This is a genomic window from Flavobacterium lacustre (assembly GCF_027474525.2).
In the GTDB taxonomy this organism is placed as follows: Bacteria; Bacteroidota; Bacteroidia; order Flavobacteriales; family Flavobacteriaceae; genus Flavobacterium; species Flavobacterium lacustre.
This window is the reverse complement of record NZ_CP114882.2, coordinates 722,023-744,918: the sequence shown is the minus strand read 5'-3', so window position 1 is coordinate 744,918 and position 22,896 is coordinate 722,023. Positions and strand designations below refer to the sequence as shown.

Annotated in this window: 19 protein-coding genes and 1 tRNA gene; 10 read left to right on the top strand and 10 right to left on the bottom strand. The window is 35.2% G+C overall.

Annotated elements, in window-relative coordinates:
• The first annotated feature begins 10 nt into the window (after window positions 1–10).
• From O6P34_RS03410 to O6P34_RS03395, 4 genes are all read left to right on the top strand, one after another.
• Complete coding sequence (locus O6P34_RS03410) at window positions 11–1,717, top strand: RagB/SusD family nutrient uptake outer membrane protein (RefSeq protein ID WP_269685925.1); 1,707 nt, start codon at window positions 11–13, stop codon at window positions 1,715–1,717.
• A 29-nt stretch (window positions 1,718–1,746) separates the two neighbouring features.
• A complete protein-coding gene (locus O6P34_RS03405; RefSeq protein ID WP_269685924.1) occupies window positions 1,747–3,585 on the top strand; it encodes an SGBP N-terminal domain-containing protein in 1,839 nt (612 codons plus the stop codon).
• A 102-nt stretch (window positions 3,586–3,687) separates the two neighbouring features.
• The gene (locus tag O6P34_RS03400; RefSeq protein WP_269685923.1) at window positions 3,688–4,779 is read left to right on the top strand and encodes a DUF4960 domain-containing protein; all 1,092 of its coding nucleotides are present in this window, start codon (window positions 3,688–3,690) and stop codon (window positions 4,777–4,779) included.
• Between the two features lie 67 nt (window positions 4,780–4,846).
• Entirely contained in the window at window positions 4,847–5,761 is a 915-nt protein-coding gene (locus O6P34_RS03395; RefSeq protein WP_269685922.1) for a carbohydrate kinase family protein, read from the top strand.
• A gap of 111 nt (window positions 5,762–5,872) precedes the next feature.
• On the opposite strand, the gene O6P34_RS03390 is transcribed toward O6P34_RS03395, so the two are convergent.
• Complete coding sequence (locus tag O6P34_RS03390) at window positions 5,873–6,322, bottom strand: ImmA/IrrE family metallo-endopeptidase (RefSeq protein ID WP_269686722.1); 450 nt, start codon at window positions 6,320–6,322, stop codon at window positions 5,873–5,875.
• A gap of 162 nt (window positions 6,323–6,484) precedes the next feature.
• Window positions 6,485–6,558: transfer RNA gene (locus O6P34_RS03385), tRNA-Ala, on the bottom strand.
• A gap of 125 nt (window positions 6,559–6,683) precedes the next feature.
• Between O6P34_RS03385 and O6P34_RS03380 the strand changes: the two genes are divergently transcribed.
• The 4 genes from O6P34_RS03380 to O6P34_RS03365 are packed head-to-tail and all read left to right on the top strand — an operon-like array spanning window position 6,684 to window position 8,895.
• The gene (locus tag O6P34_RS03380; RefSeq protein WP_269685921.1) at window positions 6,684–7,451 is read left to right on the top strand and encodes an enoyl-CoA hydratase/isomerase family protein; all 768 of its coding nucleotides are present in this window, start codon (window positions 6,684–6,686) and stop codon (window positions 7,449–7,451) included.
• 6 nt (window positions 7,452–7,457) lie between these two features.
• Window positions 7,458–7,631, top strand: a complete 174-nt coding sequence (locus O6P34_RS03375; protein ID WP_269685920.1) for a hypothetical protein — start codon at window positions 7,458–7,460, stop codon at window positions 7,629–7,631.
• A gap of 35 nt (window positions 7,632–7,666) precedes the next feature.
• Window positions 7,667–8,119, top strand: a complete 453-nt coding sequence (locus O6P34_RS03370) for a 6-pyruvoyl trahydropterin synthase family protein (protein WP_269685919.1) — start codon at window positions 7,667–7,669, stop codon at window positions 8,117–8,119.
• A gap of 23 nt (window positions 8,120–8,142) precedes the next feature.
• Window positions 8,143–8,895, top strand: coding sequence for a UDP-2,3-diacylglucosamine diphosphatase (locus tag O6P34_RS03365; RefSeq protein WP_269685918.1), 753 nt, complete (start codon window positions 8,143–8,145; stop codon window positions 8,893–8,895).
• Here the strand turns inward: O6P34_RS03365 and O6P34_RS03360 are convergent, their stop codons facing one another.
• Genes O6P34_RS03360 through O6P34_RS03340 form a run of 5 tightly spaced genes read right to left on the bottom strand, consistent with a single transcriptional unit; the run spans window position 8,896 to window position 13,988 of the window.
• A complete protein-coding gene (locus tag O6P34_RS03360; protein ID WP_269685917.1) occupies window positions 8,896–10,161 on the bottom strand; it encodes an MFS transporter in 1,266 nt (421 codons plus the stop codon).
• Between the two features lie 4 nt (window positions 10,162–10,165).
• On the bottom strand, window positions 10,166–11,863 hold the full coding sequence (recJ, locus tag O6P34_RS03355) for a single-stranded-DNA-specific exonuclease RecJ (RefSeq protein ID WP_269685916.1): 1,698 nt from the start codon (window positions 11,861–11,863) through the stop codon (window positions 10,166–10,168).
• Window positions 11,864–11,888: 25 nt separating this feature from the next.
• Entirely contained in the window at window positions 11,889–12,233 is a 345-nt protein-coding gene (locus O6P34_RS03350; protein ID WP_269685915.1) for a HopJ type III effector protein, read from the bottom strand.
• Between the two features lie 14 nt (window positions 12,234–12,247).
• Entirely contained in the window at window positions 12,248–12,961 is a 714-nt protein-coding gene (rsmI, locus tag O6P34_RS03345; RefSeq protein ID WP_269685914.1) for a 16S rRNA (cytidine(1402)-2'-O)-methyltransferase, read from the bottom strand.
• A 55-nt stretch (window positions 12,962–13,016) separates the two neighbouring features.
• Window positions 13,017–13,988 (bottom strand): DUF8457 domain-containing protein, encoded by a 972-nt coding sequence (locus tag O6P34_RS03340; protein WP_269685913.1) that lies wholly within the window; start codon window positions 13,986–13,988, stop codon window positions 13,017–13,019.
• Between the two features lie 198 nt (window positions 13,989–14,186).
• Here O6P34_RS03340 and O6P34_RS03335 point away from each other — a divergent pair, with 198 nt between their 5' ends.
• Window positions 14,187–14,780, top strand: coding sequence for a thymidine kinase (locus tag O6P34_RS03335; protein ID WP_269685912.1), 594 nt, complete (start codon window positions 14,187–14,189; stop codon window positions 14,778–14,780).
• A gap of 70 nt (window positions 14,781–14,850) precedes the next feature.
• Here O6P34_RS03335 and rpoN read toward each other — a convergent pair whose 3' ends face one another.
• From rpoN to O6P34_RS03320, 3 genes are all read right to left on the bottom strand, one after another.
• Entirely contained in the window at window positions 14,851–16,317 is a 1,467-nt protein-coding gene (rpoN, locus tag O6P34_RS03330) for an RNA polymerase factor sigma-54 (protein ID WP_269685911.1), read from the bottom strand.
• Between the two features lie 56 nt (window positions 16,318–16,373).
• Entirely contained in the window at window positions 16,374–17,807 is a 1,434-nt protein-coding gene (gene asnS / locus O6P34_RS03325) for an asparagine--tRNA ligase (RefSeq protein ID WP_269685910.1), read from the bottom strand.
• Between the two features lie 206 nt (window positions 17,808–18,013).
• On the bottom strand, window positions 18,014–20,428 hold the full coding sequence (locus tag O6P34_RS03320; protein ID WP_269685909.1) for an efflux RND transporter permease subunit: 2,415 nt from the start codon (window positions 20,426–20,428) through the stop codon (window positions 18,014–18,016).
• A gap of 195 nt (window positions 20,429–20,623) precedes the next feature.
• Between O6P34_RS03320 and O6P34_RS03315 the strand changes: the two genes are divergently transcribed.
• Window positions 20,624–22,894, top strand: coding sequence for a cation:proton antiporter domain-containing protein (locus O6P34_RS03315; RefSeq protein ID WP_269685908.1), 2,271 nt, complete (start codon window positions 20,624–20,626; stop codon window positions 22,892–22,894).
• Window positions 22,895–22,896 lie beyond the last annotated feature (2 nt).

The following is a 22,896-nucleotide window of genomic DNA, read 5'->3' as shown; positions in this document are numbered from 1 at the left end:
AATCTTAATTATGAAAACAAAATTTAAAATAGCATTTACTTTAATGATAAGCCTTCAATTGCTTTCTTGTGTAAATGACAGTGATTTAGATGTGAAGGAGAATTATGTGTTATCGGCAGATAATATTGACCCTGAACAATTAGTAATAGCGGCATACAGCGCACTTGATTATCGTTATAATACAGGTGATTTTAGAGACTTATGGCCTTTTGACCACGCTCCATCCAATTGGGCAACAAGTGATATTCGTTGTGGTGATTCCTATAAAGGTGGTGGTGGAACTGGTGATAATCCCGGAGGAGGAATGCATCAGCTCGAAACACACGATTTATTTCCATCAAGTGAAAATGCTTACAATGTTTGGAGAGCGATTTATTTTGGAATTAAAAGAGTGGATACGGCTTTAAGAGCTATTAATGCAATAGATGAAACTCAATTTCCAAATAAGAAAGAAAGAATTGGAGAATTAAAAGTTTTGAGAGCTCATTTTTATTTTGAAGCCATTAAAAACTTTGGTTCAATAGTTTGGTATGATGAAAATACCCCAATTGCCGATATTAATAAAATTCCAAACACGTTTGACACTAGTCTGATGTGGTCTAAAGTGGAAGGTGATTTAAACGATGCGATTGCTCTTTTGCCTGATACACAAACCCAATTAGGCAGAGTAAACAAAGTGGTGGCTTATGCTTACTTATGTAAAGCACAAGTTTTTCAGAAAAAATGGCCTGAGGCAATTACAAGTGCAAACTATGTAATTAATTCTGGAAATTATGGATTAGTAACCGATATCGAAAAATTATATTCCATCCCGGGTTATGGAAATCGTGAAAACATATTTGCAGTTCAGTTTTCTATCAATGACGGTTCTCAATTTGGAAATCTAAATTTTGGAAATTTATTAAGTTCACCAGATAGTGCAGGAGATGATATAAAACATCCGTATTTGAATGGAGATGATTTTGACAAACCTTCACAAAATTTAGTGAATGTATTTAAAGTTGGTCCCGATGGACTTCCGCTATTTGATACTTATAATAATGCCAATGTTGCCCCTACAGATAATGTAGATCCAAGATTAGATCACGCTATTGGTCGACCAGGTATTTCATGGAAAGACTGGAAAGCTCAACCGCAACAAACTACTTGGAGTAGAGATGCTGCTACTTATGGTTATTTTGAACCTAAGAAAAATATGATTTCTCCAAATTCAAACGGCTTGGCTTCAAATCCTACAGGTTTCCCTTGGGCTCTAGGTAATTTAGACTTTCCTATTATCAAATACAGTGATTTATTGTTGTGGAAAGCAGAAGCATTAATTGAATCTGGAACAAATGTGTCTGAAGGTGTTGCTTTGATTAATGAAATTAGAAATAGAGCAAAAAACTCACCTTATGTGAAAGATTTTAATAATCCTTCTCAAGATGCTGCTAATTATTTGATCAATCTATATCCTTTGAGTTTGTCTCAAGATGCCGCAAGAAAAGCGCTTAGAATGGAAAGAAGATTAGAATTAGCCAATGAAGGACATGGTTTTTACGACCTTGTACGTTGGGGTATCGCTGAAACCTATGTGAACAACTACATTCAAGTTGAAAAAACACGTCGAACTTATTTGCAAAGCGCTACGTTACAAGCTCACGAACAATATTTGCCTATACCACAAATTGAAATTGATGCAAGTTCGGGAGTATATAAACAAAGAGCCGGATATTAATTAAAAAACTAACCAAATATTAAAAAAATATGAAAACAACTAAAAACAAATGGTCTATTTATAAAATGGCAATTGCCTTTATGATGATTGTCTTTGCCGTAATCTCTTGTGAAAAAGATGATAATTTTTCGGACAATGTTCCCGATTATACCGAATCTATAGTTCAATCTTTTAAAGTAGGAACTAAGTATGCCGATATAAATCATACTATTGGGACCATTACAATGACTTTACCTTCGGGAACTGATTTAAAAAGTGTTACTCCAGAAATTAGACTTCCTGAATCTGCTTCAATAACACCAGCTTCTGGGTCTACTATAGATTTTAGTAATGGTCCGGTTACTTTTGAAGTTGTTTCAACCAATGGCGCTCACAGAACTTACACCGTTAGTATTGCAGCTTATGGTGATCCTAAGATATTATCATTCTCGATTGGGGATAAATTGGGTGTAATTGATGAGGCTAATAGAACCATTCAAATTGAGATTGGTAGTCAAGACGGTGATTTAAGTAATTTAGCTCCTTCATTTGTAATTGCTGAAGGAACAACTGTAGATGTTGCTTCTGGTGTTGCCAGAAATTTCACATCTCCAAAAGTGTATACTATTTTATCAAACAATGGATACACAGCGAAACAATATACGGTTACGGTTACCCAAATACAAGCACCTAGAATTGATTCATTTGCAATTAATGGCGCAGTTGGTATTATTGATAATGCTGCAAATTCAATTGTTGTTATTTTGCCACCAGGAACCAACTTAACGAATCTTGCTCCAGTTATTACATTGCCTGAAGAGCAAACTGTAACGCCATCTTCTGGTGCTACACAAAACTTTAGTGGTGGTTCAGTTACCTACACCGTTAAAAACAAAGAAAACCTTACTAAGGTTTATGATGTGAAAGTTGAATCAATCGCAGCTACTAAATATGCCTTTTTGGGATTAGAAGATGATATCAATTCATTGGTTGATGATGATGCAAAAGCAGCCGCAACTTGGATGCAAAGTACTTATGGTTCCGATTTTAAATACATTAAAATTGCAGATATTTCAGCACTAAATATTGGTGATGTAAAAGTTGCTATGTTGTATTATTTAACACCAAAAGAAAATCAAGGTTTTTCAGCAACATCAACAGATGTTTCAACAATGTTGCCTGCAGCATTAAGAGAGGGAGCTTCTCAAGCTAATGTTCTTAAATCTTGGGTAAAAGGAGGAGGAGATATGCTTATCGCTGGTGATCCTAGTCCATTTATATTCTCTTTAGGAAGAGTTCCTGCGAATTTTGGAGCTTCAAGAGCGCCAGGAAATTATGTTTTCTCTGAATTTGGTTGTGCATCTGAAACTGGATGTTATGATACTGGAAAACCTTCAGATGATATTTGGGGATTGGGTATGAGAGATGGAAATAATTCTGGTAACAGACGTAATGATGCTATTTTTGATGGTTTAACATTTGTAGGAGGAGCAGGTAATGAATCCTTACCATTACAGAATAGTGCCAATAGAGAAGTAAGATTGATATGGTGGCAACACTTTGATGGAATCCTTAATCCAAGTTGTTGTGGTTCCGATGCAGCGGTTAAATTTGAAAAAACTTTAACAGCCACGAAATATGGAACTTTGGCATGGATTGGTGATTCCTTTGGTTACGGTGCGGCTGAATTCAAAAGAACGGATTTAACTAATGACGCTTCATTTGATTCTCAAATACCGACTGATTATAAAGGACATATTTTTACCATTTCTAATACAATTGTAGGTTATGAATGGAATTCAAACGGAACTACAAATGATTATCAAAATAATATAAAAGTTTTCACGAAGAATATCCTTGATCATTTATATAATTTAAATAATGATTAGTAATTTTTAAAGAAAGTTTTTTAATAAAAAAAATGAAAAATGAAAAATAAAATAAAAAATATGTTTCACTTAAAGTATGTATTGTTGCTAGTAATAGCAACAATGACATACTCCTGTGAGGAACGTCTAAACTATGACGATCAACTGCCAAGTACTTTAAATATCCTTGAGTCAGTAAAAATAGGTCAAACAAGTGCTTCGATAGATAATCTATCTGGAGTTGTTAATTTTGTTTTGCCATCTGAAACCAATTTAGCTTCAGTTGTATTAGATATTAAAACGCCAAAAGGTGTGACTATTAGTCCTGCATCAGGAACAACTGTTGATTTGACAAACCCTCTTGAATTAACTGCTATTTCAGGTGGTAAAACCAGAAATTATATTATTAATGCACGTGTGCTGCCAAATCAAATAGCATTTGTTAGTGAAGCAACATCAATAGATAATATTGTTGACGAAGACGTAAAAGCTGCTGCTCAATGGGCTAAAGATACTTACGGAAGTAGATTTGTTTTTATTCCCTTCTCAGAATTAACTATTAATTCTTTGAAAACAGTTAATGTTGTTTTCTTTTTTTACGATACCCAAGGCACTTCAGCTTTGCCGCAAGAAAGTCTAGATAAAAAGAATATATTGATTCAATATGTTGTTGAAGGAGGTAAAATGCTTTTAGGAGGAATGGCAACCAGTTATGCAGAAGTAATTGGACGTGATAAAAGTGGTCTTTTAACAATAAAAGGAAATGGTATTGGATTTGTTAATGGTGAAACTTGGGGCATTGATGGTGGAGTGAATTTCCAAAATGATCAAAGAAACAGTCCTATTTATAATTTTACGCAAGTAATTACTACAGATTCTAATGGTTATTTTCCAATAATTAGTGGAGGATACAAAGAAGATCATAATAATCTATGGGATATAGCACCATTATTAGGACCAGGTCATCAAAAAGGGCAGTTCGCAGAATTTGAAAACCTTTATGGAGGAAAAGTACTTGCTGTTTGGAGTGGTGTCGGTGATGAATGTTGTCCAGGTATCATTGAGTTTAAGTCAAATTCAGTATATGCAGGTACTATAATTGCCATTGGTGTTGGTGGTATGGAATGGGCTATGAATGACGGAAGGACTAATGTATATGCTTCTAACATTCAAGGTATATATCGTAATTCGATTGATTATTTAAATACAAAATAATTTGGTTTTTTGCTTGTGGTTTGAAGGGCAGGTTTATCCTGCCCTTTAATTTATTAATTTATTAAAAATGGAAAAAAAATATAGTTTAAGTGCGGTTTGTTTTGGAGAAGTTTTGTGGGATATTTTTCCGACGCATAAAAAAATTGGGGGAGCCCCTTTGAATGTGTCTTTGCGTATGAATTCTATAGGGGTAAATACGACTATGATAAGTCGTATTGGCGACGATGATAATGGGAAAGATATTTTGTCATTTTTAAACGATCAAGAGGTAACAACTGATTTAATTCAAATTACCGGAGAATATAAAACAGGAGCTGTTCAAGTAATGATTAATGAAAAAGGGAATGCCTCTTATGATATTTTATACCCATCCGCTTGGGATAAGATTATAGAAACTGAAATGATGGACAAAGTAGTTGCTGAAGCGGATGCTTTTGTTTTTGGAAGTTTAGCTTGTAGAGATGAGGTAACTAGAACCACTTTGAACAAACTTTTGGAAAAAGCAAATTATAAAATTTTTGATGTAAACTTAAGAGCACCATATTACACAATTGATGTATTAAATGAACTTATGTTGAAGGCAGATTTTATTAAATTAAATGATGAAGAATTACGTGAAATAAGTAGAGCATTGGGGTCTACCTATAATTCGTTTGAACAAAATATTAAATTTATAGCTGAAAATACAAATACTAAACAAGTTTGTGTTACTAAGGGCGAATTTGGAGCCGTTCTCTACAGTAACGATAAGTTTTATTATAATAGTGGTTATTTTATAAAAGTCGTTGATACAGTTGGGGCAGGGGATTCTTTTTTAGCTTCATTAATAGTAAAATTACTAAGAGGAAAATCACCTCAAAAAGCATTAAATTATGCTTGTGCAATAGGAGCTTTAGTAGCTGGACAGGAAGGGGCTAATCCAGAGATTTCTGAAAAGTTAATTAGGGATTACATGAAAATTGAAAAAAAATATAAAGTTTGATTTTGTGTGTTTCTTAAAAGTATATTAAAAATGATTTTTTGTTATTGATGAGCTCGATATTGTTCGAGCTCATTGCTTTATATCTTTTTTTGATTCCCGATCGATATACTATTAATTTATATCATTACTTATTGAAGTGAAGCTCCGGAAATTATTCAGGGCAAAACAAACTCTTCCCCTAACGATACTTGGATGAATTTTAACTTGTTTGGCAAAAGCCATCATTGCTGCATCGTTGTTGTTTTGAGGTAAATTCTTTTTGAATTTGTTCCAATCTTCGTAATTGATTAGGCCGTTTTGGGCAAAATGATTCGCTTGTTTTTCTTCTACAGAGTTTTTGTATTCTTCTTCTTCGTTTTTCATTTCTAAATCAATAAACTCTGCGGTGTCATTATTTACCAGATGCTTATAGATATGTCCCAATTCATGAAACAAAGTAAATACAAAATTATCCAAGCGATGGTGTCGCAGTGTTATTCCGATAGCCGGATTTCCATTACTCCAAAAAGATACTCCATCTACTGGTGTTTTTTCTCCTTTTACCTGATAGACTAACTTAATGCTAGTACATCTGTATATCTCAATGATTACTAAAATTCGGGGTGCCCCTAATTGTGCCCCTAGGGTGTTGTAAAAGAATGAATGATTTGGATTGTATTCTAATAAAAAACCCTTAAAATCATAAGATTTTAAGGGTTTTAGTGTACTTTTGAAGTGTTATAGTGGAGAAGATGGGGCTCGAACCCACGACCTCTTGACTGCCAGTCAAGCACTCTAGCCAACTGAGCTACATCCCCAATTCGGGAGCAAATATAGCATAATTATGGCTTAAAAAGCAAATTTCCAAAAAACAAATCCATTCCATTCAAAAAAAAGAAGAAGCTAACACTATTAGTTTTAACTTTACGTCAAAATCTGTGCTATGGTATCACAAAATTCAGTTGGATCACTCTCTATTGCTATCGAAAATAAAATGGCTACCCTTGAATTTGGGCATCCGGCCAGTAATTCTTTTCCCAGAGAATTATTAGACCGTTTGACAAATGAAATCAATAATCTTAGTGCTAATCCAGAAGTTTCATTGTTAATTATAAAAAGTAAAGGAACGGGAGTTTTTTGTGCCGGCGCTTCTTTTGATGAACTTTTAGCTGTTTCTAATGAAGAAGAAGGAACCGAATTTTTTACAGGATTTGCCAATTTGATGAATGCCATGCGAAAATGCCCTAAATTAATTGTTGGTCGTATTCAAGGAAAAGCAATTGGCGGAGGCGTTGGTATTGCTGCTGCCTGTGACTATGTTTTGGCAACAGAACAAGCTTCGATAAAATTATCTGAATTGGCTATTGGCATTGGTCCGTTTGTAATTGAGCCTGCAGTTTCCAGAAAAATAGGAAAAACAGCTTTGTCCGAAATGACTTTGGCAGCACACGAATGGAAAACTGCCAGTTGGGCTAAAGAGAAAGGGTTATTTGCCAATACTTTTGAAACCATAGAAGCATTAGATACTGCTTTGGCTGATTTTTGTTCAAAGTTGGTAAACTTCAATCCGCAAGCTTTAATCGAAATGAAAAAAGTGTTCTGGGAAGGAACAGCACATTGGGAAATTTTACTGTTAGAGCGTGCTGCGATTTCAGGAAAATTAGTGCTTTCCGATTATACAAAAAAGGCATTGAATCAATTTAAAAAATAAGTTATAATGAGAATTTTGCCATTAATTCAACAGGTAAATATTGAAGAAAAACTCAAAACCGCCTCCGACAGCAGTTATCAAACCGGAGTAATTATAGGCTCATTTATACCATTTGTGCTATTAATTATAGTAGCATATTGGATGTATTACCTAGCTAAAAAAAGAGATAAAAACGGTTAATTATTTTGTAAATTTGCAATCAAAATTAAACTCCGATGAGCAATATCAGAATCACAAAAAAATTTAGTTTCGAAACAGGACATGCCCTTTATGGTTATGATGGGAAGTGTAAAAATGTTCACGGACACAGTTATAAACTATCAGTAACAGTAATTGGATCTCCAATTGTTGATCGAAATAATGCAAAATTTGGGATGGTTATTGATTTTACGGATTTAAAAAAAATTGTAAAAGAAGAGATTGTTGATCAATTTGACCATGCTACTGTTTTTAATGAAACTACACCTCATATCGAATTGGCAAATGAATTAAAAAGTCGTGGACATCACGTTATTTTAGTTGATTATCAGCCAACAAGTGAAAACATGGTTGTTGATTTTTCGCAAAGAATTATCAGCAGATTGCCAGTTGGAATTAAATTATTTTCCTTAAAACTTCAGGAAACAGAATCCTCTTTTGCAGAATGGTTTGCAAGTGATAATTTGTAATCCAAAATTCATACTTTAGCTTCATGCAATTATCCAATAACAAAAAAATATATTTCGCTTCCGACCAACATTTTGGTGCGCCAACACCTGAATTGAGTTTTCCTAGAGAACAAAAATTCGTGGCTTGGCTCGACGAAGTAAAAGCAGATGCGGAAGCTATTTTTTTATTAGGTGATTTATTTGATTTTTGGTTCGAATATAAAACGGTTGTTCCCAAAGGGTTTATCCGTGTTTTAGGTAAACTGGCAGAAATTCGTGATAGTGGTATTCCGATTTATTTTTTCGTTGGAAACCATGATTTATGGATGCATGATTATTTTCAAAAAGAATTAAATATTCCCGTTTTTCATGATAATCAGGAATTTACTTTTGGAGATAAAACTTTTCTTATTGGTCACGGAGACGGAAAAGGACCGGGTGATATGGGCTATAAACGAATGAAAAAAGTGTTTACAAATCCGTTTTCAAAATGGCTTTTCAGATGGCTTCATCCTGATATTGGAGTTGGTTTGGCACAATATCTCTCGGTTAAAAATAAATTGATTTCCGGTGATGAAGATGTAAAATTCCTCGGCGAAGATAACGAATGGCTGATTCTCTATTCCAAAAGAAAATTAGAAACTAAACATTATAATTACCTTATTTTCGGACACCGTCATTTACCTATGAAAGTAACTATTGGCGAAAACGCTGAGTATGTGAATCTGGGCGACTGGATTACCTATTTTACGTATGGTGTTTTTGATGGTGAAACTTTTGAGATTAAAAAGTATTAATTATCCTTTTTGATGTTCTTCTATATCCTTTTGCAAATCTAATTTTCTGAAGGTAGGAGAAACGACTCCAGTAATAAATACCGTCAAAAGGGTCATGCTTCCGCCAAAAACTACTGCAGTAACTGTTCCCATCAGCTTGGCTGTTAATCCACTTTCAAAAGCACCCAATTCATTTGAAGAACCTACAAATATTGAGTTTACTGCAGAAACTCTGCCTCGCATGTGATCGGGAGTTTTGAGTTGTAAAATAGTTTGACGAATCACTACAGAAATGCCGTCAAATATGCCACTTAAAAATAAAGCCGCAACCGATAACCAAAAAACAGAGGAAAGTCCAAAGACAATAATGCAAATGCCGAAGGCAAAAATGGCGGATAAAAGTTTCATTCCCGCATTTTTATTAAATGGAATATAAGCAGAAACTATAAGAATTAAAAAAGAACCAACTGCCGGGGCAGCTCTTAAAACACCAAATCCTTCGGGGCCCACTTTTAAAATATCTTGTGCAAATACGGGTAATAATGCTACAGCTCCACCAAAAAGTACTGCAATCATATCTAGTGATAAAGCTCCTAAAATGGTTTTATTATTGAAAACAAATTTTACCCCTTCTTTCAAACTGTCCATAATCGGTTCTCCAATTTTTGGATTCAAAATAGGTTTGGTTGCAATTTGAGACAAAGCAATTAAGGCAAAAATGGAGCAGGCCAAAACGAAACACATTGACCAATGAACACCAATCCAAGTGATAGAAAAACCAGCCACAGCAGGGCCTAAAACGGAACTGATTTGCCAAACAGAACTACTCCATGTGGCGGCATTAGCGTATTCTTTTTTGGGAACAATTAATGCTAAAAGAGAGAAAATAGTAGGTCCCAAAAAAGCTCTGACCAAACCACCCAAAAACACCAGAAAATAGATGGAATACAAAATAGTTTGGGTAGAAACATCGCTTACAACGGGTGGCCATGTCAATAAAAACAAACCAAAACTAATGACTGAAAATCCTAAAATACATTTAAAAAGCAGTCCTTTTTTTTCTTTTTGATCAACAATATGGCCCGCAAATAAAGCCATAGAAATAGCAGGAATAACTTCCATTAAACCTATGATTCCTAATGAAAGCGGATTTTTGGTTAAACTGTAAACTTGCCATTCAATGATGATAAATTGCATTGACCAGGCAAAAACCATCGCAAATCGCAACAGTAAAAATATATTGAATTCTTTATAACGCAAGGCTGCGTATGGATCATTTTTTTTCATGAAATCAGGAGTCAATTTTAATATCTTTCAATCGTAATTGTAAACTTATTTTTCCGTTCCACTCATTTTCATCGATGCAATATACGGTTTGAAACTGTTTTTGATGAGTGGTTAAATCAAGTTTGTTTCCTAAGCCAAAGCCAATTGCGGCAATACCCTCGGAATTATTTTGTTTTACAAAAAGTCTTAAATGCTCGTCGTCCTGTCCCATTGGTTTTCCGTAACCGGTGTCTTTTACGTTTTTGGTTAAGAAAACAGGTGTCATATTTTGAGGTCCAAAAGGTTCAAATTGTTTTAGAATTCGAGAAAGTTTACGTGTAATATTTACAAAATCTATTTCAGAATCCACGGTGATTTCCCGGATTAATAAATCGGGATGAATGGTTTCTTGAACCACTTTTTCGAAAGCCTTTTTAAAGTTATCGTAGTTTTCCTCTTTCAGCGTCATTCCGGCTGCATACATGTGTCCGCCAAATTGCTCTAAATGTTCCGAGCAGGCTTCGAGTGCATTGTAGACATCAAAACCTTTTACAGAACGAGCCGAAGCGGCATATTTATCGCCACTTTTGGTAAAAACTAAGGTCGGACGATAATAGGTTTCTATCAATCTTGAAGCTACAATTCCAATTACTCCTTTGTGCCAATCTTCTTGAAAAACGACTGTGGTGAAGCGCTCTTTTTCTTTGTTTTTCTCAATTTGCAGCAGCGCTTCTTTAGTGATTAATTTGTCTAAATCCTTTCGTTCGGTGTTATACGCCTCAATTTCTGAAGCGAATTGTTGGGCTTGTTCAAAATTGAATTCGGTTAATAATTCAACCGCATGATTTCCGTGTTTAATACGTCCGGCGGCATTTATTCTGGGTGCGATGATGAAAACTACATCGGTGATATCTAAAGTTTGTTTTTTTAATTGATGAAATAAGGCTTTAATTCCGGGTCTTGGTTCTGCATTGATAACTTGTAATCCAAAATAAGCCAAAACTCGATTTTCACCCGTCATCGGAACAATATCTGCAGCAATTGCGGCAGCAACCAAATCTAAATACAGAATTAAATCATCAATAGTTTGGTTTCTGTTTTTGCCTAATGCCTGAATTAACTTAAAGCCAATTCCACAACCGCATAATTCATCGTAAGGATAGTTACAATCGTCTCTTTTTGGATCGAGAACGGCAATAGCTTCGGGTAAAAATGCCCCCGGTCTGTGGTGGTCACAAATAATGAAGTCGATATTTCGTTCTTTGGCGTAAGCCACATGATCAATAGATTTTATGCCGCAATCTAACGCAATAATTAATGAAAATTCATTGTCATCGGCAAAGTCAATTCCTTTGAAAGAAATGCCGTAACCTTCATCATAACGATCCGGAATATACGTTGCAACATTGGGATAATAACTTTTTAGATAGGAAGAAACCAGCGAAACGGCTGTTGTTCCGTCAACATCATAATCACCAAAAACAAGAATATTTTCCTGATTTGCAATCGCGTTTTCTATTCGTTCAACTGCTTTTTCCATATCTTTCATCAGATACGGATCGTGTAAATCGTTTAAAGTGGGACGAAAAAAATGTTTGGCTTCTTCGAAAGTTTCTATACCGCGTTGTACTAATAAGGTTGCCACAAAATCTTCCACATTCAAGGCTTGTGCCAATTGTTGTACCTTGTCCTTGGAAGGTTTTGGTTTGATAGTCCAACGCATATTAGTTTAGAATTTTAAATTGTTTTTATTTCAATGCTAAAGCTTCACCTTCAAATTGAATTCCGTTCCAACCTGTTTTTATGAAATTACGAATATTTTGGTGATTTGTTCCTGCCGGATCGCCTAAAACTTCATCAAAATAATAAGCTCCAAAACAGGCTAATGTTGCGGTTTCCGATAAGTTTTGTAATTGTGCAAAAGCAAATAATTTGCACGAACCTGAATTTTCGCCGGCTGAATTGAATTGTAATCCGTTTTGAAAAGTGGTTGGAGTGAAGGTGTAATTTTCTTCAATTACAGCAATGGTTTCTGTAAAAGTAATGGCTTCTGGTGTTTGTTTTAATTTTTCTAAAAAAGATTCTAAAGTCATGTTTTATTTATAAGTTATTCTTCTGATGAAAATTTAGATTTTTTGGGTTCTTTGACGGTTACTTTTCCGCCAACAACAACTACAATTTCGCCTCTTGGAGCTGTTTTTTCGAAATGTGTTAATACTTCCCGAACTGTTCCGCGGACATTTTCTTCGTGAAGTTTTGATAATTCTCTCGATACACAAATAGGTCTGTCTTCACCAAAATAAGTGATAAATTCAGTTAAGGTTTTTACTAATTTATGAGGAGAAACATATAAAATCATGGTGCGCGTTTCTTCGGCCAGTGCTAAATAACGGGTTTGCTTTCCTTTTTTATCAGGCAAAAATCCTTCAAAAATAAATTTGTCATTCGGCAATCCGCTGTTTACCAGAGCAGGAACAAAAGCAGTTGCGCCCGGCAAACATTCAACTTCAATTCCGTTTTCGATGCAAGCGCGTGTGATTAAAAATCCAGGATCGGAAATAGCCGGCGTTCCTGCATCCGAAATTAAAGCGATGTTTTCTCCCGCTTTAAGTCTTGAAATCAAATGTTCTACGGTTTTGTGCTCGTTATGCATGTGATGGCTGTGCATGTGTGTGCCAATTTCAAAATGTTTCAGCAATTTTCCGCTGGTTCGCGTGTCTTCTGCCAGAATCAAATCGGCTTCTTTAAGAATGCGAATGGCACGAAAAGTCATGTCTTCAAGATTGCCAATAGGCGTAGGAACGATATATAATTTTGACATAACTATCGGTATTCAAGTTTTTTTTTAATTGGAAATCGGTAAAATTAAAACGGAATTACAAGAATTTTTTCTCTATGATTTCCATAAAACGATGTGCATATTCTTCTTTTCCTTCCCAGTTATTGTAGTCCGGTTTCACCATGTCATCAATAAATTCTTTGGTTTCTTTGTAGGTGTCAAACGTGATTAATTGATTTAAAACACGATTGTAGTCTTCGCTGCTATTCCCAAAAAGCTGTTTGGTAAAGGCAATTCTATCGTTTAAATCAATATTGATTCCTTTGGTTAGTTTTTCGTTTAACGGAATATTTTTTTGTTCAGCTACCTCAGGAATTATTGGTTCAGGAGTCGGAATTAAATCCAATTCTTTTTCTTCAAAATCAATGGCAATTGCTGTCGGAATGTTTTCAAGCGGATGCACTTTTACGAATTGAGCCTCACTGTAATTTCCGCCTAACAAATCCTCGAAAGAAATTTGAACGACTTCTGTTTTCTTTGGCGCTTCTGTTTCTTCGGTTACAGTTGGAATTTCTTCTTCAATTGTTTCTTCAATCTCTTCTTCAATTTCTTCAGATAATTCGAAAGCAGGAATGAAAGGAGTTTCTTCCGGCGTTATGGTCTCTTCTTCTTTAACTGTGTTTTCAACTTTTTCTACAGGAATTTCAATATTTTCAGAAATAATTTCTTCTTCGATTTCGGCATCATCCACCTCAAAAAGACTGTCGTTTTCGGGTGCTGTTTCCAGAGGAGTTTCGGCAGTTGTTTCTGTTTTTGCTTCTTCAACAATTACAGGTTCCGGTTGTGGTACTTCTTTTTTATCAAAAGCTTCCTCAATTTGTTTTTCTATTTCGGCTTGACCAATAGTAGGCTTTGTATCGCCAAATTCTGCATCAACAAATCGTAAAACGGCTAATTTTTCGTATAATTTTTGTGTTTCAAGATAGAGTTGATTGATGTCAGACTTGTTTTTTAACTGTAAAATTCGGTGTGCAATGCTGATTAAATCGGCTTCCAATCGTTTCTTCATATCTTTTAAATTATAGTGAGTAGGCTGTATATTTCGTAATAATCATCTTCTTTGTTTTTATTTAACCAAAGGAAGAAGGAACCTTAAGCAAAAATTTTCTACTTTTGAAAACACGTAAAAGTATTAATTTTTATGTTTGATTATTACTGTTACAAAGTAATAAAAACTATTCATTTTTTAAGTTAGAAAAATACAAAAATGTTTCTCGAAAATACAGTAAATCATAAAGAACAATTTGGTTGGATCGAAGTTATTTGCGGTTCGATGTTTTCGGGCAAAACGGAAGAACTCATCCGCCGACTAAAAAGAGCGCAATTTGCCAAACAGAAAGTAGAAATTTTCAAACCTGCTATTGATACGCGTTATCATGACGAAATGGTAATTTCACATGACGCCAACGAAATACGTTCTACGCCAGTTCCTGCTGCTGCCAATATCGCTATTTTGGCGCAAGGTTGTGATGTGGTCGGAATTGACGAAGCGCAGTTTTTTGATGATGAAATAGTTCGAGTTTGCAACGATTTGGCTAATCAAGGAATCCGGGTAATTGTGGCCGGATTGGACATGGATTTTAAGGGAAACCCTTTTGGACCCATGCCAGCGCTAATGGCTACTGCCGAATATGTTACCAAAGTCCACGCCGTATGTACGCGCACCGGAAATCTGGCTAATTACAGTTTTCGTAAAACGGATAATGACAAACTTGTCATGCTCGGTGAAACCGAAGAATATGAACCCTTGAGTCGTGCTGCTTATTATCATGCGATGCGGAAAGATCAGGACGAAAAATAATATGTTTACATAAAAAGGGGAAATCTGTTTCAAAACAAATTTCCCCTTTTTTATATTTAAAAATTCCGATTTACATTTTCTTTCTCATTCTCGCTACCGGAATATCGAGTTGTTCTCTATATTTTGCAATGGTTCTTCTCGCAATCGGATAGCCTTTTTCTTTAAGAATTTCAGCTAATTGATCGTCTGGAAGTGGTTTGTGTTTGTCTTCTTCCTCGATGGTGTTTTTTAGAATTTTCTTGATTTCTAATGTTGAAACATCTTCACCTTGGTCATTTTTCATGGCTTCCGAGAAAAATTCTTTAATCAATTTCGTGCCATAAGGTGTTTCTACATATTTACTGTTGGCTACACGAGAAATCGTTGAAATATCAAGACCAACCATATCGGCAATGTCCTTCAGAATCATCGGTTTCAATTTGGTTTCGTCACCTTCCAGAAAATATTCCTCCTGATAATGCATAATGGCATTCATGGTTACAAAAAGCGTTTCCTGACGTTGACGAATGGCATCAATAAACCATTTAGCCGAATCCAGTTTTTGCTTGATAAACTGCACCGCATCTTTTTGTGCAGCAGATTTATCACGGGAATCTTTATAGGTTTGCATCATTTCCTGATAGTCTTTAGAGACGTGTAGGGAAGGTGCATTTCTACCGTTTAAGGTTAATTCCAGTTCACCGTCTACAATTCTAATGGCAAAATCAGGAACCACATTTTCGGTTACTTTATTGTTTCCGGTGAAAGAACCTCCTGGTTTTGGATTCAGTTTTTCGATTTCATTAACGGCTTTTTTAAGTTGCTCATTCGAAACATTGTATTTCTGTAAAAGCTTGTCGTAATGTTTTTTGGTGAAAGCGTCAAACTGATTTTCGATAATATCAGTGGCTAATTCCACATATTCCGTTGGTGTTTTATGCTTTAATTGCAACAATAAACATTCCTGTAAATCGCGTGCACCAACTCCTGATGGTTCCAGTTCATGAATGACTTGTAACATTCTTTCTACTGTTTTTTCATCGGTATAAATTCCTTGTGTAAACGCCATGTCATCCACCATATCGGGTACGCTTCTGCGAATGTAGCCCATATCGTCAATGCTTCCTACCAGAAATTCTGCAATTTCACGGTCTTCTTCACTCAAGATAAAAGTATTCAGCTGATTTATTAAATCCTGATGAAAACTAATTGGAGCTGCAAAAGGTGTTTCGCGTTCTTCGTCATCATCACTGTAATTATTGGCTTGCGTTTTATAATCCGGAGTATCGTCGTTGCTTAAGTATTCGTCTATGTTAATGTCTTCGGCATCGATTCTTTCTGATTCCGCATCATCATAATCATCATAATCTTCGTTTTCGAACTCGTCTTTTTCGTATTCCTCTTCTTCTTTTCCGGCTTCAAGAGCTGGATTTTCGTTCATTTCTTCTAATAAACGTTGTTCGAAAGCTTGCGTAGGCAATTGAATTAACTTCATCAACTGGATTTGTTGAGGAGATAATTTTTGGGACAATTTTAGATTTAGGAATTGCTTTAGCATTTTTATTGTTTAACCGTTTATTCGTTTAATCGATTAACCGATTAAACATTGTTTTATTAAAATTCTGCATTCATAGGCGTTCTTGGGAAAGGAATTACGTCACGAATATTAGTCATACCCGTTACAAATAACACCAATCTTTCGAATCCAAGACCGAAACCAGAGTGAACCGCCGAACCAAATCTTCTAGTATCAAGATACCACCATAATTCTTCTTCGTGAATTCCTAAGGCTTTCATTTTTTCGACCAAAACATCATAGCGTTCCTCTCTTTGTGAACCACCTACGATTTCTCCAATTCCCGGGAAAAGGATATCCATGGCGCGAACTGTTTTTCCGTCTTCGTTCAAACGCATGTAAAAAGCTTTAATGTTTGCTGGGTAATCAAACAAAATTACAGGACATTTAAAGTGTTTTTCAACTAGGTAACGTTCGTGCTCAGATTGCAAATCAGCGCCCCATTCGTCAATGATATAACTGAATTTTTTCTTTTTATTTGGCGTACAGTTTCTCAAAATTTCAATCGCTTCGGTATACGAAACACGTTTGAAATTATTCTCCAACACAAAATTTAATTTTTCTAACAAAGCCATTTCGCTTCTGTCTGCTTGTGGTTTTGATTTTTCTTCTTCTAGTAAACGTCCTTCTAAGAACTTCAAATCTTCAGGACATTTTTCTAATACAAATTTGATTACGTATTGAATGAAATCTTCTGCCAAATCCATGTTGTCATTCAAATCATTGAAAGCCACTTCGGGTTCAATCATCCAAAATTCCGCCAAGTGGCGCGAAGTATTCGAGTTTTCTGCTCTAAACGTAGGTCCAAAAGTATAAATCTGACCCAAAGCCATCGCAAAAGTTTCTCCTTCTAATTGACCGGAAACCGTTAAGTTGGTTTCTTTTCCAAAAAAATCTTTTTTATAATCTACTTTTCCGTCTTCAGTTCTTGGCGTTCCGTCAAATGGCAAAGCGGTAACTTTAAACATTTCACCGGCACCTTCGGCATCAGATCCGGTGATGATTGGCGTGTTTACATACACAAATCCTTTTTCCTGAAAATACTGATGCACGGCAAATGATAATACTGAACGAATTCGCATAATTGCACCAAAAGCATTTGTACGAACTCTCAAATGCGCATTTTCACGCAAGAATTCAAGCGAGTGTTTCTTAGGTTGCATAGGGAATTTCTCCGCATCAGAGTCTCCCAGAATTTCTAATTTAGAAACCTGAATTTCATATTTCTGACCAGCGCCTTTACTCTCCACCAAAGTTCCCGTTACAGAAACCGCAGCTCCTGTCGTAACTCTTTTCAAAGTTTCTTCGGGAGTGTTCTCAAAATCGACAACACATTGTATATTGTTGATGGTCGAACCATCATTCAAAGCAATAAATTGATTGTTTCTAAAAGTTCTCACCCATCCTTTTGCATTTACCTCATGAAGCATCGTTGTGCTGTTTAGTAAGTCTTTAACTTTTGTATGTTTCATTATAGATATAATTGATATTGAGAAATAGTATTTTTATCGAACTACAAATATAATCGATTTGTTTGGAAATGCATTGTGACAAATGGTCTAATCAGGAGCTATTTCCTGCTTTTCGGTTTTATCTTTTTTGAGGCGATGAAAAATCGCCTCAAAAAAGGATATCACCTGCAATCAGGGCTAAAAAAAATTAGAATATAAAGACTTATTTATTCTTTTTTCAGAGCATCAATCTCTTCGTCGCTGTGTTCTATGATGTCAATTTTGGGTTCAATGAATTCCTGTTCGTTGGCCAATGTTTTATTTAAAGTCAAAACTAAAGCTGGCAGCAACATTAAATTCGACAACATTCCGAATAATAAAGTTAACGAAATCAATCCGCCAAGTGCAATGGTTCCTCCAAAACTAGACAACATAAACACCGAAAATCCAAAGAATAAAACGATCGAAGTATAAAACATACTCAATCCCGCATCGCTAAAAGTGGCGTAAACGGACTTGCGGATTTTCCAATTATTTTTCTTTAATTCCTCTCGATATTGCGCCAGGAATCGAACAGTATCATCGACCGAAAGTCCAAATGCAATTCCGAAAACTAATATCGTTGATGGTTTCAACGGAATGTCTAAAAAGCCCATAATTCCTGCAGTTAACAATAAAGGCAATAGATTTGGAATGATAGAAACCAAAACCATTTTGAACGAACGGAACATAAATGCCACTAAAAGTGCCGTCAGGAAAAAAGCGAAAATTAAGGAAGAAAGTAAATTATCCAATAAATATCCGGTTCCTTTCTGGAACACTAATGCTTTTCCGGTAATTGTTACATGAAAACGGTCTGGTGGGAAAAGCTTATCCGCTTTTTTACGGATTTCGGCTTCAATTTTTGGCATGTTGTCACCGCTTTCATCACGCATAAAAGTAGTGATTCGGGCATATTGGCCTGTAGCATCCACATAGCTTTTCATCAGGTTATCTTTTGAATTTTTTGTTGCATTTTTTGCATACGACAAAATAAAAGATTGCTCTTGTGATGTTGGCAATTCATAATAATCCGGGTTTCCGTTGTAGTATGCTTGCTTGGAATATTTAACTAAATTGACAATCGAAATAGGTTTTGATAATTCCGGAATTTCGTCAATAGTAGTTTCTAATTCTTCCATTCGCTTGAGCGTAGACAATTTCATAACGCCTTTTTTGCGTTTGGTATCAATCATGATTTCCAAAGGCATGACGCCGTCAAATTCTTTTTCGAAGAAAACAATATCTTGGAAAAACGCTTCTTTTTTCGGCATGTCTTCAATTAAACTGCCCGAAATACGCATTTCGTAAATTCCGATAATACTGATAACCAGTAACGAAACAGCCACGACGTAGATAGAAAAACGGTTGTATTTTACGTTACGCAGAATCCAATCCATGAATGTTTTTACATATCCACGGTCTAAATGTTCAATATGTCTGTCTTTTGGAGGCGGAATGTAACTGTGGAAAATAGGAATTACAATGATGCACAAAAAGAATAGCGCCATAATATTGATGGCTGTCACCACTCCAAATTCTAATAACAACTGATTATTTGAAGCAACAAATGTAGCAAAACCAATGGCTGTGGTGAGATTGGTCATTAAGGTTGCCATTCCTACTTTGGTGGTAACGCGTTGTAAAGCTTTGGCTTTATTGCGGTGTACTTTGTATTCCTGATGGTATTTATTGGTCAGGAAAATACAATTGGGAATCCCAATTACAATAATCAAAGAAGGAACTAAAGCCGTTAAAACCGTGATTTCGTAATTTAATAATCCTAAAAACCCAAACGACCACATTACACCAATAATTACAATTATCATGGAGATTAGAGTCGCTCTAAAACTTCTGAAAAAGAAGAAAAACAGCAATGAAGTCACTAATAATGATGCTCCGATAAAGATGCTTATTTCGTCAACAATAGTTTTGGCGTTGAGCGTTCGGATGTATGGCATTCCTGAAACACGCAGGTCAATGTTAGTTTCTTTTTCGAATTTTTCGACGGCAGGAACTAATTTTTCGAGTATGAATTCTTTTCGCGCTTTGGTATTTACAATCTTTTTATCCATGTAAACGGCAGAGCGAATACTTCCGGATCTTTTGTTGAAAAGCAATCCTTCGTAAAAAGGCAAATCATTAAAAAGTTCCTTTTTTATCTTCTCGAGATAGACTTTGTCAACGGTTTTACTTTGGTCAACAAAAGGAACTAATTCAAATTTTTGAAGGGAATCATTTTTTTGTAATTTTTTCAAATCGTTCAGCGAAATCACTAAATCGATAGCTTTTTCTTGCTTGAGACTATTCATTAAAGTACTCCAGGCAGCATATGCTTTTGGCGTAAAAAAGGTTTTGTCTTTTACACCAATGATGATTAAGTTTCCTTCTTCGCCAAATTTATTCAGGAAAGCATTGTATTCAACATTAGCAATATTGTCGTCCGGCAACATATTGGCTTCTGTAAAGGTGAAATGGATGTTTTTCCATTGTAATGCCAGAAGAGCGGTTATCGCAACAATTATCGATAACATTAAAATTCTATTTCTAAGTACGACTCGGGCAATTAATTCCCAAAATCCTAAACTAAACCACTTGATCATATTGATTTTTTAACACAGCAAAGGTATATAAAGCTTGATGATTTTCATGCGCTTCAGGTTTAGATTTCTTTCTTTTAGGCTTAAAATTTCGTTAAGATTAAATTTTGGTTACTATTTATAATACTATTATTATTGCTATATTTGGTTTTCTCACCTTTGTGGTATTTGAAACACATAAAGACGACTCATTTATATATGAAAAATTATAAAAACAGTATATTTTACTTTTCAGTAACTGGCGGTTTCACCGCTTTAATTTATTGGATTTTAAAAAAAGGGAAATACCTGGAAACGGGAAAATATATTGCAAAACCTACCATAGAAAAAGGTTCTTGGAATGATTTCATCACATCGATGTTGCATAATTTTCAAGATCCGTTAGCGATTCTTTTGGCACAAATTGTCACTATAATTCTAGTGGCTCGTTTTTTTGGCTGGGTTTTCAAAAAAATTGGACAGCCTTCTGTAATTGGCGAAATTATTGCTGGAATTGTTCTTGGTCCTTCTTTATTAGGTATGTATTTTCCGGAATTTTCCGCAGCTTTGTTTCCGGTTGAATCGTTAGGAAATTTGAAATTTCTGAGTCAGATTGGGCTAATTCTTTTCATGTTTGTTATCGGAATGGAACTCGATTTGAAAGTGCTGAAAAATAAAGCCAATGAAGCGGTTGTTATTAGTCACGCCAGTATTATTATTCCTTTTGCATTAGGAATCGGATTGGCTTATTTTGTCTACAATCGATTTGCTCCCGAAGGCGTAAAATTCCTTTCCTTCAGTTTATTTATGGGAATTGCCATGAGCATTACAGCGTTTCCGGTTTTGGCACGAATTGTTCAGGAACGCGGCATTCATAAAACGAAACTTGGAGCGATTGTTATCACATGTGCAGCTGCCGATGATATTACCGCTTGGTGTATTTTGGCTGTTGTAATTGCGATTGTAAAAGCAGGAACGTTCGTCAGTTCACTTTATATTATAGCATTGGCTTTTCTTTATGTGCTTGCGATGTTGTTTGTTGTGAAACCGTTCTTGAAACGAATTGGGGATTTATATGGTTCTAAAGATACCATTGTAAAACCGGTAGTTGCTATATTTTTTCTGACACTTATACTTTCATCGTATGCAACCGAAGTCATCGGAATTCATGCTCTTTTTGGGGCTTTCATGACCGGAGCCATTATGCCGGATATAGCAAAGTTCCGAACGATATTTATCGAAAAAGTAGAAGATGTTTCGCTCATACTTTTGTTACCATTATTTTTTGTTTTTACAGGTTTGAAAACAGAAATTGGTCTTATCAATGATCCGTATTTGTGGAAAGTTACCGGGTTTATTATTTTGGTAGCCGTTATAGGAAAGTTTTTGGGAAGTGCTTTGGCAGCAAAATTTGTAGGTCAGAACTGGCGTGACAGTTTAACTATTGGTGCTTTGATGAACACCAGAGGTTTAATGGAATTGATTGTTTTGAATATTGGTTTGGAGCTTAAAGTTTTAACACCCGAAGTATTCACGATGATGGTTATTATGGCCTTGGTTACCACTTTTATGACAGGTCCGGCTTTAGATTTAATCAATTATCTTTTTAAGAGTAAAGACAGTATTATTCCCGAAATTGAAACGAAACCAAACGACTATAAAATATTGATTTCCTTTGGTAATAACGAAAAAGGAAAATCTTTGTTGCGATTGGCCAGCAGTTTGATAAAAAAACAAAAAGCCACTTCTACCATTACAGCTATGCATTTGTCTTTGAGTGACGAAATGCATCCTTTTAACATGGAAGACAAAGAAAAGAACAGTTTTACTCCCATTGTGGAAGAGTCAGAATTGCTGCATCAGGAAATCACAACTCTTTTTAAAGCCACCATCGATATAGAAACAGACATTGCTGATATTGCTAATCAAGGCGATTATGATTTATTGTTGGTAGGTTTAGGAAAATCTATTTTTGAAGGTACAATACTGGGTAAGGTAATTGGTTTTACCACAAGAATTATAAATCCGGATCGCTTAATCGATAAATTTACGGGAAAAGAAGGGTTGTTCGAAAATTCTCCTTTTGACGAAAGAACCAGACAGATTATTTCTAAAACCAAAATGCCTCTAGGGATTTTAATTGATAAAGAACTGCAAGAAGTAAATCAGGTTTTTGTGCCAATATTCAATTCCGATGATTCCTTTTTGATTGATTATGTGCAAAAACTAATTTATAATAACAATTCCAAAGTGATGGTTTTAGATGTAAATGAACACATCAATAGCAATTTTGTTATTAAAAGTGCAATCAATTCCTTAGAAGAAAAATACCCACAAAACATCACTTTGATGAAAGAGCGAATCATTAAAAAAGAATTTTTATCCAATCAGGATTTAATGATAATCAGTCTCGAAAGTTGGAAGACTTTAGTAGAAACCCGCAGTATTTGGTTGAGCAGAGTGCCTTCAGTATTGATTTTGAAACAATAAAA